The organism is Streptomyces sp. NBC_00523, from assembly GCF_036346615.1.
Lineage (GTDB): Bacteria > Actinomycetota > Actinomycetes > Streptomycetales > Streptomycetaceae > Streptomyces.
Genome location: NZ_CP107837.1, coordinates 115,166 through 128,497 on the forward strand (window position 1 = coordinate 115,166; position 13,332 = coordinate 128,497).

A 13,332-nucleotide genomic window follows, 5' to 3' on the forward strand; every position below is an offset into this window, starting at 1 on the left:
TTGCCCGCTCCCCAGAAAAGGGTCTTTCTCCAGTGGCTGACAACGAAGACAAGTTCCGCGAATACCTCAAGCGGGCCACCGCCGATCTGCGACAGGCCCGGCGGGAGCTCTCCGATGTGGAGGAGCGGGCGAATGAGCCGTTGGCGATCGTGGGTATGGCGTGTCGGTTCCCTGGGGGTGTGACGTCTCCGGAGGGCTTGTGGGATCTGGTCGAGCGGGGTGGGGACGCGGTTGGTGAGTTCCCGTCGGACCGTGGCTGGGATGTGGAGGGTCTGTTCGATCCGGACCCGGCCGTGGCGGGTAAGTCGATGACGCGTCGGGGCGGGTTCCTGTACGAGGCTTCGGGTTTTGACGCGGAGTTCTTCGGTATCTCGCCTCGTGAGGCCCTTGCGATGGATCCGCAGCAGCGTTTGCTGTTGGAGACGGCGTGGGAGGCGTTCGAGCGGGCCGGGATCGTGCCCGAGGCGTTGAAGGGCAGCAACACCGGAGTCTTCGCCGGTGTCATGTACAACGACTACGCCTCCCGACTGCGGCCCGCGCCCGAGAACTTCGAGGGCTACCTGGTCAACGGCAGCCTGGGCAGCATCGCCTCGGGACGGATCGCGTACACCTTCGGCCTCGAAGGCCCGGCCGTCTCCGTGGACACCGCCTGTTCCTCGTCCCTCGTCGCGCTGCACCAGGCCGGGCAGGCGCTGCGCAAGGACGAGTGCTCACTCGCGCTCGCGGGCGGGGTCGCCATCATGGCGACCCCCACCACGTTCGTGGAGTTCAGCCGTCAGCGGGGGCTGTCCCCGGACGGCCACTGCAAGGCCTTCTCCGATTCCGCCGACGGAACGGGCTGGGCCGAGGGTGTGGGGTGGCTGGTGCTGGAGCGTTTGTCGGACGCGCGGCGCAATGGGCATCCGGTGCTGGCGGTGATCAAGGGTTCGGCGGTCAATCAGGACGGTGCGAGCAACGGGTTGACGGCACCGAATGGTCCTTCGCAGCAGCGGGTGATCCGGCAGGCTCTGGCGAACGCGCGGGTGTCGGCCGCGGACGTGGATGTGGTCGAGGCGCACGGTACGGGGACCAGGCTGGGTGACCCGATCGAGGCGCAGGCCCTGATCGCGACGTACGGTCAGGAGCACTCGGCGGACCGGCCGTTGTGGCTCGGTTCGCTGAAGTCGAACATCGGTCACACGCAGGCCGCGGCGGGTGTCGCGGCGGTCATCAAGATGGTCATGGCCATGCGGCACGGCGTCCTGCCCCGCACCCTGCACGTGGACAAGCCGAGCTCGCATGTCGACTGGTCCGCGGGCGCGGTGGAACTGCTGACCGAACAGCGCGCCTGGCCCGAGGTCGACCGCCCGCGCCGCGCGGCGGTGTCCTCGTTCGGCATCTCCGGTACGAACTCCCACGTCATCCTGGAACAAGATCCCGAGCAGGCCCCTGTTGCGGAGGGTGCGGACCCGGTCCTCGTGCCGTGGGTGGTCTCGGGGCGCAGTGCGGAGGCGTTGCGCGCGCAGGCGGGGAAGCTCGCCGAGTTCGTACGCGGTTCGGATGCGTCGCTGCTCGATGTCGGGTACTCGCTCGCCTCGTCGCGCACGGCTTTCGAGCACCGCACGGTAGTGGTGGGCGCGGACCGCGAAGAGCTGGTCGCTGCACTGGAAGGTGTTCGTGCTGCGGGTACTGCCGGGCCGGCGCGGACGGCGTTGCTGTTCACGGGGCAGGGATGCCAGCGGGCAGGGATGGGCCGGGAGCTGTATGAGGCGTACCCGGTCTTCGCCGAGGCGTTCGACGCTGCCTGTGCGCATCTGGACGTGCCTCTGGGCCGGTCGTTGAAGGATGTGGTGTTCGAGGGCGATCCGGTGCTGGATCAGACCCGGTTCACGCAGGCCGCCCTGTTCGCGCTTGAGTCGGCTCTTTTCACGCTGGTGTCGTCATGGGGTGTGCGTCCGGATGCGCTGATCGGTCACTCGATCGGTGAGGTGACCGCCGCGTTCGCGGCGGGTGTGTTCTCCCTTGAGGACGCGTGTGCGCTGGTCGCGGTACGGGGTCGGCTGATGCAGGCCGCGCGTATGGGGGGTGCGATGCTCGCCATCGCCGCCCCAGAGACCGATGTCCTGCCCGAGCTGGGTGACGGTGTGTCGCTCGCGGCGGTGAACGGTCCCGCAGCGGTCGTGGTCTCCGGTGACGCGGACGCGGTTGAGGCGTTGGAGGAGCTGTTCCGTAGCCGTGGGGTCAAGGTCAAGCGCCTCACGGTCTCGCACGCGTTCCACTCCGCGCACATGGACACGGCCCTGGCCGAGTTCGAGCAGGAGATCGGCTCCCTCACGTTCAACGAGCCCCAGATCACGGTCATATCGAACGTGACCGGTCAGATTGCTGATGAGCTGACCAGCCCTGCCTACTGGGCGCGTCAGATCCGCGCGGCGGTCCGTTTCCACGACGGCGTTCGCACCTTGGACGCCCAGGGCATCACCACGTATCTGGAGCTGGGTCCGGACCCGGTCCTGACGTCGCTCGTTCAGAGCACCCTGGACACCCCCACCGCAGCCTCCGTGCTCAACGTTCGCAGTGAAGAACCTCGCGCTCTGCTGCGTGCCCTGGCCACCGCCTACACCAGCGGGACGGACATCGACTGGACGGCTCTCCTGCCCGGCGGGAACCGCGTCGACCTGCCGACTTACGCGTTCCAGCACGAGGAGTTCTGGCTCCACCCGATCCACCAGACCGACGTCACCGCAGCCGGACTCGACGCCGGCGGGCACCCCCTGCTCGGGGCCGCCGTCGAGATCGCCGACACCGGACACCTCGTCCTGACCGGGCTCCTGTCCGACCAGCGGCTGCCCTGGCTCACCGACCACACCATCGCCGGCACCACCCTCCTGCCCGGCACCGCGTTCGTCGACCTCGCCCTGCACGCCGCCCACCTCACCGGCCTCGCCACCATCGAGGACCTGGTCCTGGCCGCCCCCCTCACCCTCACCCCCCACACCCCCACACGCCTCCAGGTCACCGTCGAACCCGCCGACCCCACCGGCCACCGCACCCTGACCATCCACTCCCGCACCGACACCACCGACACCTGGACCCCCCACGCCACAGGCACCCTCACCCCCCACACCCAACCCGCACCCCCCACACCCACCACCTGGCCCCCCACCGGCGCCACCCCCCACGACCTCACCGACCTCTACGACCACCTCGCCGACCAGGGCTACACCTACGGACCCGCCTTCCAAGGACTCACCGCCCTCTGGCACCACGGCACCGACCTCTACGCCGAAATCAACCTCCCCACCCACACAGAACCCACCGACCACACCCTCCACCCCGCCCTCCTCGACGCCGCCCTCCACCCCCTCATCCTCAACACCACCAACGAACCCACCACCACCCAACGCATCCCCTTCGCCTGGAACAACATCACCCTCCACGCCACCCACCCCACCACCCTCCACGTCCACCTCACCCCCACCACCCCCGACACCGTCGAACTGGCCCTGTACGACGGCAATGGCGGCCCGGTCGCCCACATCGGCGGGCTCACCACCCGGCCCGTCAGCCGGGAGCAGCTCGGCGCGGCGGCCGGCGCCACGAACGAATCGGGCGTCCATCTGCTCGACTGGTCTCCGCTGGCCCCGGCCACGGACGTGCCGGCGCCGAAGTCGGTGGCGCTGCTCGGGGCGGCCGACCCGCTGGGGCTGGCCCCCGTGCTCGGGGGCTGCGCCCGCTACGAGGATCTGGCGGCGCTGGGCGCCACCGTGGACGCCGGTGCCGAGGCACCCGGCCTGGTCCTGGTGAGCGTGGCAGGCGAGGGCGAGGACACCACCGACGTCCTGACGGCGACCCGGACCGTGCTGTACGGGGCCACCGGCCTGGTGCAGGAGTGGCTGTCCGACGAACGGTTCGCGCGATCCCGGCTGGTCGTCGTGACGCGTGGCGCCGTCGCCACCCGGCCGGGACCGGAGATACGGGACCTCGCGGCGGCTCCCGTCTGGGGTCTGGTGCGTTCGGCACGGACGGAGAACCCGGAGCGCTTCGCGCTCCTGGACCTGGACACCGTGCCGGACGTGGCTTCGGCGGCGGCGGACGCGGTGCTCCAGGTGCTGGTGGAGGAGCTGCCCGAGGCGGCGGTCCGGGACGGGAGCGCCCACGTACCGCGGCTGGTGCGGCCGGCGGATGCCGCAGGGGTGCTGACCCCGCCCGACGGCGCCGGTTCCTGGCGCGTCGATGTCACCAGCAAGGGCACGCTCGGCAATCTGGCGCTCGTACCGCACCCCGAGGGGGAGCGTCCGCTCGCTGCCCACGAGATCCGGGTGGCGATGCGCGCGGGTGGTCTCAACTTCCGTGACGTGATGATCGGCCTCGGCATGTACCCGGGCGACGACGCCATGATCGGCGGCGAGGGCGCGGGCATCGTCCTGGAGACCGGCTCCGAGGTGACCGGGCTGTCCGTCGGTGACCGGGTGTTCGGCATGTTCCCCTCGGGCGGGCTGGGGCCGGTCGGGGTCACCGACCACCGGCTGACCGCCCGGATCCCGCGAGGACTCTCCTTCAGCCAGGCATCCGTCATCCCGGTCGTGTACCTGACGGCGTATTACGGTCTGACGGATCTGGCGGGCCTGCGGGCGGGCGAGCGGTTGCTGGTGCATTCGGCGGCGGGCGGGGTCGGGATGGCCGCCACCCAGATCGCCCGGCACCTGGGCGCCGAGGTCTTCGGCACGGCCAGCACCGGCAAGTGGGACACCCTGCGCGCCCTCGGCTTCGACGACGCCCACCTGGCCAACTCCCGCACCCTCGACTTCGAGCAGCAGTTCACCACCGCCACCGAAGGACAGGGATTCGACGTCGTACTCGACTCCCTCGCCAAGGAATTCGTCGACGCCACCCTGCGCCTCCAGCCCCACGGCGGCCGCTTCCTGGAAATCGGCAAGACGGACATCCGGGATGCCGAGGAGGTGGCGGCCGCGTACCCGGGCATCGTCTACCAGGCGTTCGACCTCATGGAGGCGGGTCCGGAGCGGACCCAGGAGATGCTGAAGGCCCTGGTGGAGCTGTTCGAGGCCGGGGTGCTGACCCCGCCGCCGCTGACCGCGTGGGACGTGAGCCACGCACCGGCCGCCCTGCGTCACCTCAGCCAGGCACAGCACGTGGGCAAGACGCTGCTGTCACTGCCGCGTGAGCTGGATCCGGCGGGAACGGTCCTGATCACCGGGGCCACCGGCACCCTGGGCACCCTCCTCGCCCACCACCTCGTCACCCACCACGACGTCCACCACCTCCTCCTGACCAGCCGCCGGGGCCCCGACGCCCCCGGAGCCGACACCCTGCGCACCGAACTCGAAGCCCTCGGCGCCACCGTCACCCTGACCGCCTGCGACACCGCCGACCGCGACGCCCTCGCCACCCTCCTGAACACCATCCCCACCGACCACCCCCTCACCGCCGTCATCCACACCGCAGGCGTCCTCGACGACGGCACCATCGACACCCTCACCCCCGAGCGCCTCGACACCGTCCTGCGCCCCAAGGCCGACACCGCCTGGCACCTCCACGAACTCACCCGCGACACCGACCTCGCCGCCTTCGTCCTCTACTCCTCCGCCGCCGGCATCCTCGGCAACGCCGGACAAGCCAACTACGCCGCCGCCAACACCTTCCTCGACGCCCTCGCCGCACACCGCCACACCCAAGGACTCCCCGCCACCTCCCTCGCCTGGGGACTCTGGGACCAGGCGAGCACGATGACGGGGCAGCTGGACGAGACGGCGCTGGCCCGGCTGGCCCGTACCGGTGTGACCGCGCTGACCTCCGCCGACGGCATGGCCCGCTTCGACGCGGCGCTCGGGCTGCGCCAGCCCGTGTCCGTGGCGATGGGGCTCGACCAGGCGACGCTCGCCGAGCGGGCGCAGGCGGGCCTGCTGGATCCGCTGTTCAGCGCCCTCGTACGACAGGCGCGCCCGCGTCCGCAGGCGCGTGCCGCCGCCCGTTCCGCGAGCGGGGGCGCGGGTGAGGTCTCCCTGGCCGACAGGCTCGCTCCCCTGTCGGCCCAGGAGCGGCGCAAGCGGCTGGCGGAGCTGGTCGGTGAGCATGTCGCGGCCGTGCTCGGCCACTCCTCGGCGGACAGCGTGGGAGCGGACCGGCTGTTCCAGTCGCTCGGCTTCGACTCGCTGTCCGCCGTCGAGCTGCGCAACCGGCTCGGCGCCGCCACCGGACAGCGGCTCACCCCGACCCTGATCTTCGACCACCCCACCCCCGGCGCGCTGACCGCGCACCTGGACGAACTGCTCGCTCCCGCGGAGCGGGACGTCTTCGCGGGCATCGTCAGCGAACTCGACCTGGTCCAGGACGCGTTGGGCTCGACCGAGCCGTCCGCGGCGGCCGTGGGCCGGCTGACGGCCCGGCTGCAGGACTTCCTGCTGCGGCTGGAGGAGCACGGCGGGTCCGGACCCGCGAGCGACGACGAGGGGTCCGCCGAGCGGATCTCCGTGGCGACGGACGACGAGATCTTCGACCTCATCGACAACGAGCTCGGCATCGCCTGAGGCCGTCCGGCCCCGGGCCCGTCACGGGCCCGGGGCCGGACGCCGGGCACCATGCACGACACCAGAAACCGGAGGAACAGGATATGTCCGATCCCGTTATCATCGCGGGCGGCGGGCCCGCAGGGCTGATGCTGGCCCACGAGCTCGGACTGTGGGGCATCGACAGTGTCGTGCTGGAGCGGCTTCCCTCCCGCAGCGGCCGGTCCGTGGGCCAGGCCGTCAACACCACCGTCGTGGAACTGCTGGACCAGCGGGGCCTGCTGGAGGGTCTGCAGAAGCACACCACTCCGGTCCAGGGAACCCATTTCTCCCTGCTGTGGCTCGACATGACCCCGCTCGAAGGACGCCATCAGCCGGCCCTGCTGCTCGCTCAGGAGTATCTGGAGAAGCAGTTGGAGCGGCACGCGCTGAAGCGTGGCGCCGAGGTCCGCTACGGGCATGAGCTGGCGGGCTACACCCAGGACGAGTTCGGGGTCAGCGTCACGGTCCGCGCCGGCGAGGAGACGTACGAGCTGCGCGGCAGCTACCTGGTGGGCGCCGACGGCGAGGACAGCGTGGTCCGCGCCCAGACCGGGATCGCCTTCTCCGGTACGGGCCCGGCCAGTTGCGGTCTGGTCGCGGATGTGGAGATCGACATCCAGGACCTGCCGGAGATCCACCGCGGCGCCCGGTTCTGCCCGGTGGGCGGGCTGTACTCGTCGGTGCCCGTGGAGCCGGGGGTCACTCGGGTGATCACCGCGGAGTTCGACACGGACCTGCCGGGTCCGTCGGTGGAGCCGACGGCGGCCGAGCTGCGGGGGGCCGTCGCGCGGCTCAACGACACGCCGTTCCCGGATGTCCCGGTGCGCTGGATCCGCCGCTACGGCGGCCCGTCGCGCGTCGCCGAGACGTACCAGGCCGAGCGGGTCTTCCTGGTGGGCGACGCGGCGCACACCTTCTACCCGCTGGCCGGGCTGCGCATGAACCTGGTGCTTCAGGACGCGGTGAACCTGGGCTGGAAGCTCGCGGCGGACCTGCTCGGCTGGGCCCCGGCCAATCTGCTCGACACGTACACGGCGGAGCGGCGCCCGCAGGGTCTGCGCGCGGCCGCCGCGACCGACACCCAACTCGCCCTGATCCACCCGGTGGAGAAGGTGGCGCCGGTGCGGGCTCTGATGGCGGAGCTGCTGAAGTTCCCGGACGCCAACCGCTACCTGCTGGAGCTGTCCACGGGCCTGGACGTCAGCTACGCCCCGGAGGGCGCGGCCGCGCCCGTGGGGCGGCGGCTGCCGCACGTGCCGCTCGTGACGGCGACCGGGCCCGGCAGTGTGGCCTCGGCGCTGCACGCCGGGCGGGGCGTGTTCCTGGACCTGACGGGCTCCGGGGGCGCGGCGAATCCGGTGGCGGCGTGGGCGGACCGCATCGAGTGGGTGGCGGCCGAGCCGGTCGCGGAGATCGGCGCGTCGGCCGTGCTCGTACGGCCGGACGGGCATGTGGCGTGGGCCGGTGAGCCGGGCGATGCCACGCTGCGGCCGGTGCTGGAGCAGTGGTTCGGGGCGCCGGGGGCCTGAGGGCCGCTCCGGGCCCCGACGGGTGCATGGTGAAGGGCCGGGGCAGTCCGCCCCGGCCCTTCACCATGCACCCTCTCTCACGTCAGGAGAACTTGCCCGCCCATGCGGCGACGGTGGGCTCGTCCACGAGGTCCTTGAAGGAGACGGTCAGTCCGGCGCGCCGCCAGACGTTGACGAGCTGCATGATGTGCAGCGACTTGAGGCCGAGGGCGATGAGGTTGGCGTCGTCGGCGATGTCCCTGGCGTGGAAGCCGACGAGTTCGGCGACGGCCTCGCGGATCTCGTCGGCGGTGGGTGCGGTGGTGGTCCGGCTCATGGTGGGCCCTTTCTCTCTGGTCCTGTCCGGGGCTACGGGATGTCGACGATCTCCAGAACGGCGCAGCCCACTTCCATGCCGACGGCGGCCGCGAGCAGGAGGACGTGGTCGCCGGGGCGCAGTTCGCCGGAGGCAAGGAGGTGTTCGAGGCCGACGATCTGGTCGGTGCCGCCTGAGTGGCCGACGCGGCGGTTGAACTCCCAGGTCCCGCGGGACTCCTCGATGCCCAGCGGCTCCAGGAAGCCGTTCCGGATCTGGTCGAAGGCGACGGCGCTGTGCGCGACGCGCGTGATGTCGTCGAGCGTGCGTCCGGCGTCCGTGAGGGCGGCCGTGACGGTCTCGACCACGATGTCACCGAGGTGGAAGACGGGCGGGGCCACACCCTGCATCCACTGGGCGCGGATGTGGTCGGTGCGGGCCTCCAGGTCGAGCGGGTGGCCCAGGGTGATGCTCGGCGGGAAGAGCGGGTCGCCGCCTCGGTGCAGGATCTCGGCCTCCGGGATGGAGATCGAGGAGACGGACAGCAGCTTGGCGAAGCCCTCTCGCCGGGAGAGCACGACGGCGGAGCCCGCGTCGCCGAGCACGTAGTTCGAGCTGACCCGCCAGCGGTCCAGGCCCGGGGTGGAGAAGTTGTCGCCGGCGGTGATCAGAACGGCACCGGCGGCCGGGTCGGCGGTCATCATGGCGGCGGCGAACCGCAGCGAGGTGATCATGCCGAGGCAGCCCTGGCGCAGTTCCAGGGCGGGCACGGGCCGGTTCACCGTGCGGTGCAGGATGTAGTGGGGGGCCGACCAGATGTCGGGGCCCTGGTGGAAGACGGGCGTGTGGATGAGCGCCGCGATCTCCTCCGGCTCGTGCCCGGAGCGTTTGAGGGCCTCCTCGGCCGCGGCGACCGCCATGTCGGGGGCGGGCACGTCCCCGGCGACCGCGACCGAGACCATGCCGCTGGACGCCCGCAGGGTCTCGTCGTACCAGCCCTTTTCGATGGCCTCGTCGACGCTGACCCGGTCGGGTATCCAGCTGCCGATCCCAGCCAGGTACACGTTGTCCACTTTCATCCTGTGCGCCCGCTTTCAGAAGAGCCTGTGAGGGTACGGGGCACCTTCCCAGGCGGCCCTTGTGCGGCTCTTTCGTAGCGCTTGCAGCATGATGTGGGCGTGGGGCTGCGGGAGATGAAGAAACTCAAGGTCAGGCAGGCGATCCAGCGGGAGACGCTGCGCCTGTTCGAAGAGCGCGGATACCGGGCGACGACGGTCGAGGAGATCGCCGCGGCGGCGGAGGTGTCCACGACGACCTTCTACCGCTACTACTCCTCCAAGGAGGACGTGATCCTGTCCGGGGTCCATGACCGCGGGCCGGAGGCGGCGGAGGCGCCCGGCGCGCACCCGCTGCACTTCGCGGACGGAGGCCTGCCCGAGGGAGGTTCCCTGCTGGCCGGGCTACGGGTCATGCTGGCCGGTGTACGCGAGAGCGGGGCGTTCGACGAGGGCCGTGCGGAGCTGCTGACCCGGTTGCGCATGATCAACCGGGTACCGGAGCTGCGGGCCCTCAACGCCCAGCGCACCCAGGAGGGGCTGCGTGAGCTGGCCCGGTTGCTGGCGGCCCGGAGCGGCACGGATCCCGACGGTCCGGAGGGGTACCGGACGCGGGTGCTGGCGGCGGCGATCGGGGGCGCGGTGGCCGAGACCCTGCGCTTCTGGGTGGACCAGGGCGGGGAGCCGGATCTGGACGACCTCTTCGCCCGGACCCTGGACCTGTTGGCTCCCGCGGTGGAGCGGGCCTCGCACTGATGCGGCCGCCCGGCGGTTTAAGGCTGCTTTAGAAGCTGCTCCTAGCCTTCGGCGACGACGGGCGTATTGCCACACCACCGAGGAGCACGATCGTGACCCAAATCCAGGACCTTCCGCGTCTTCCCTTCGACCGTGACCGCGACGATGTGAACGGCATCGCGCCGAAGTTCCGCTCGCTGCGCACCGAGTCGCCGGTGGTCCGCGTGACCACCTCGGCCGGCGACGAGGCCTGGCTCGTCACCCGCTACGGCGAGGTCAAGCAGCTCCTCAACGACGCCCGCCTCGGCCGCTCCCACCACGCGCCGGAGACGGCCTCCCGGGTGGCCAACGCCGCCGTGCTGACCGGCCCGCTGGGCAAGCCCGAGGACGAGGTGCCCACCCGTACGAAGCTGCGCCGGCTGCTGGCCCCGGCCTTCTCGGCGCGCCGGGTGCAGAAGCTCCAGGGCGGCGTCCAGCAGCTGATCGACCAGCTGCTCGACAACCTGGAGAAGGGCCCGAACCCCGGGGACTTCCACGAGGCGCTGTCCTTCCCGCTGCCCGTGCTGGTCATCTGCCAGCTGCTCGGCGTGCCCGGCGAGGACCGCGAGGAGTTCCGCCGGATGTCGGCGGGTGCGACCAGCCTGACGGACGTGGAGAAGGCCAAGGCGTCCTGGGGCGAGCTGCACGGCTACATGCGCAGCCTCATCGAGGTGAAGCGCAGGACCCCGGGCGAGGACGTGTTCTCGGACCTGGTCGCCGTACAGGAGAAGGAGGGCCTGGCGGACGACGAGATCGCGCGGATGGCCGCTGGTCTGCTGTTCGCCGGGCACGAGACCACGGTGACACGGCTGGACCTCGGGACGCTGCTGCTGCTCACCCACCCCGAGGAGCGCAAGAAGCTGCAGGCCGACCCGAAGGGGCTCGTGCAGGGCGCGGTCGAGGAGATCCTGCGGATGGCGGCGCCGTCCACGCAGGACGTGCTGCCCCGCTACACGCACGACGACATCGAGGTCGCCGGTACCACCATTCCCAAGGGCGACCTGGTGATGCTGGCGTTCACGGCCACCAACCGCGACCCGGACATCTTCTCCGACCCGGACGTCTTCGACATCACCCGGGACAGCACGCAGCACCTGGCCTTCGGTCACGGTCCGCGCTTCTGCCTCGGTTCGGGCCTGGCCCGTCTGGAGCTCCAGGCGCTGTTCTCCACGCTGTTCGTCCGGTTCCCGGACCTGCAGCTGGCGGTGGACCCGGCGGAACTGCAGTTCCGCGACGACACCCTGACGGGTGGTCTGGCCTCGCTGCCGGTCACCTGGTAGTCCGCGCATACGAAGAGGCGGCGCGTCCCTGTGGGGGCGCGCCGCCTCTTCGTGTCCGGGCGTCCGGTGCCGGGACATGATCCGGCCCCCGCGGCGGGGGATGTCGCGGGGGCCGGACGTCGGGGGGATTCGCCGGAAGCGGCGGATCAGCGGGAGGGTTCGGGCTGCGGCGGAGCCACCGGCTCGGCCGCTGCGGCCTTCTGGGCCGACCGGTGGTTCTTGGCCGCCAGGCAGAGCAGCACGGAGCCGACGACGGCGCCGAGCGGCAGGATCAGCGTGCTGTGCATGGTGGTGACGAACCCGTGGTCGTAGACGGCCTCGGCCGCGGCGGCGAGTTGCCGGGCGGCGGCCGTCGGCAGGCCCTGGGCGAGCTCCTTGATGGTGTCGGCGTCGGGGCTCGCACCGGAGGAGAAGGCGTCGACGAAGCCCTCGCGGCTCTGGGCAGACAGCCCGGAGGAACGGGTGGCCGCCTCCTCGTGCAGGGTGGTGGCGAGCCGGCTCTGCAGGACGGCACCGACAACGGAGGCGCCGAGGACGGAGCCGATCTGGCGGATGGTGTTGTTGACGCCGGAGGCGGCACCCGCCAGGCGCGGCGGTACGTTGCGCATGGCCTCGGTGGCCATCGGCGCGAGCAGGCAGCCGGTGCCCAGGCCCACCACGGCCATCGGCAGCGTGAAGGTGTACCAGTGGCTGTCCACCGCGGCGAAGGCGAGGACCAGCGAGATGCCGATGCCGTAGACGGCGAGGCCGAACAGCAGCACGTTCTTGCCGCCGATCTTGTCGGACATCCGGCCCGCGAACGGGGCGGTCACCATCGACAGCAGCGGCGAGGGGGCGAGGGTGAGACCTGCCTGCACGGCGGACATGCCGAGCACGGACTGCAGGTAGATGTTCACCGGCAGCACCAGGCCGAGCAGGGCCATCGAGATGAGCGCGACGATCACGGTCATCACGGTGAAGTTCCGGTCCTTGAAGAGCGCGAACGGTACGAGCGGCTCGTCGTCCTGCTTGCGGCGCTGGTAGAGCACGAACACACCGAGCAGGGCCACGCCGCCGACGATCAGGGCCACGATGCCCGTGTTCCAGTCGTAGCGTTCGCCCTCCTGGAGGCCGAAGCTCAGGCAGAACAGCGCGACGGTGACGATGAGGACGCCGACGATGTCGAACTTGTGGGTCCGGGCCGGGCGGATGTCGGGCACGAGCAGGAAGGTCAGCACGAGCACGGCGATGCCGACGGGCACGTTGATGAAGAAGATCCAGCGCCAGCCGACGGTGCTGACGATCAGCCCGCCGAGCGTCGGCCCGGAGATGGTGGCGACACCGGCGATGGAGCCCCAGACGCCCATGGCCGCACCGCGCCGGTCCGCCGGGAACACCGCGATGATCATCACCATCGTCTGAGGCACCATCATGGCCGCGCCCAGGCCCTGCACCGCACGGGTGGCGATGAGCATGCCGGGGTCGACGGCGAGGCCGCAGGCGACGCTGGCCAGGGTGAACAGCACGACGCCCGAGGCGAACAGGGTACGAGGACCGCGGAGGTCACCGAGGCGGCCGAAGGTGATCAGGGTGACGGCGAGGACGAGCGCATAGGCACTGACCACCCACAGGGCCTCGTCAAGGGAGGAACCGAGTCTCTCCATCATGTCGGGGATCGCGATGTTCACGATCGTCAGGTCCAGCAGTGTCATGAAGAACCCGAGACCGAGCGTCATCAAGACCGCCCACGGGTTCCCGCGCAACTTACTCACGGATGCTCCTCGTCCTCCACCGAAGTGGCTCGCCTCTAAAATCTGGGACAGTGACCCGAAAATGTCAATGCCCCACTTACCAGGGCCGGTTGGAACC

Annotated in this window: 6 protein-coding genes and 1 pseudogene; 4 read left to right on the plus strand and 3 right to left on the minus strand. The window is 70.9% G+C overall.

Features of this window, described 5'->3' with window-relative positions; translation table 11 throughout:
* Positions 1–41: 41 nt before the first annotated feature.
* Positions 42–6,530, plus strand: a pseudogene (locus OHS17_RS33045) (SDR family NAD(P)-dependent oxidoreductase); the annotation flags it as partial.
* Positions 6,531–6,613: 83 nt separating this feature from the next.
* The gene (locus tag OHS17_RS33050; protein ID WP_330315490.1) at positions 6,614–8,080 is read left to right on the plus strand and encodes an FAD-dependent monooxygenase; all 1,467 of its coding nucleotides are present in this window, start codon (positions 6,614–6,616) and stop codon (positions 8,078–8,080) included.
* Positions 8,081–8,162: 82 nt separating this feature from the next.
* Here the strand turns inward: OHS17_RS33050 and OHS17_RS33055 are convergent, their stop codons facing one another.
* Positions 8,163–8,396: a phosphopantetheine-binding protein gene (locus OHS17_RS33055; RefSeq protein ID WP_161211086.1), complete on the minus strand. Its 234-nt coding sequence runs from the start codon at positions 8,394–8,396 to the stop codon at positions 8,163–8,165.
* 32 nt (positions 8,397–8,428) lie between these two features.
* Positions 8,429–9,439: a ketoacyl-ACP synthase III family protein gene (locus OHS17_RS33060; protein WP_330315491.1), complete on the minus strand. Its 1,011-nt coding sequence runs from the start codon at positions 9,437–9,439 to the stop codon at positions 8,429–8,431.
* Positions 9,440–9,553: 114 nt separating this feature from the next.
* Here OHS17_RS33060 and OHS17_RS33065 point away from each other — a divergent pair, with 114 nt between their 5' ends.
* Together OHS17_RS33065 and OHS17_RS33070 are read left to right on the plus strand one after the other, a co-directional pair.
* Positions 9,554–10,186: a TetR/AcrR family transcriptional regulator gene (locus OHS17_RS33065; protein ID WP_330315492.1), complete on the plus strand. Its 633-nt coding sequence runs from the start codon at positions 9,554–9,556 to the stop codon at positions 10,184–10,186.
* A gap of 92 nt (positions 10,187–10,278) precedes the next feature.
* Positions 10,279–11,484 (plus strand): cytochrome P450, encoded by a 1,206-nt coding sequence (locus tag OHS17_RS33070; protein ID WP_330315493.1) that lies wholly within the window; start codon positions 10,279–10,281, stop codon positions 11,482–11,484.
* 146 nt (positions 11,485–11,630) lie between these two features.
* On the opposite strand, the gene OHS17_RS33075 is transcribed toward OHS17_RS33070, so the two are convergent.
* Complete coding sequence (locus OHS17_RS33075; protein WP_330315494.1) at positions 11,631–13,235, minus strand: DHA2 family efflux MFS transporter permease subunit; 1,605 nt, start codon at positions 13,233–13,235, stop codon at positions 11,631–11,633.
* Positions 13,236–13,332 lie beyond the last annotated feature (97 nt).

Coding starts and splice junctions, on each gene's coding strand:
- OHS17_RS33055 (WP_161211086.1), bottom strand. CDS start 8,396: ATGAGCCGGACCACCACCGCACCCACCGCCGACGAGATCCGCGAGGCC.
- OHS17_RS33050 (WP_330315490.1), top strand. CDS start 6,614: ATGTCCGATCCCGTTATCATCGCGGGCGGCGGGCCCGCAGGGCTGATG.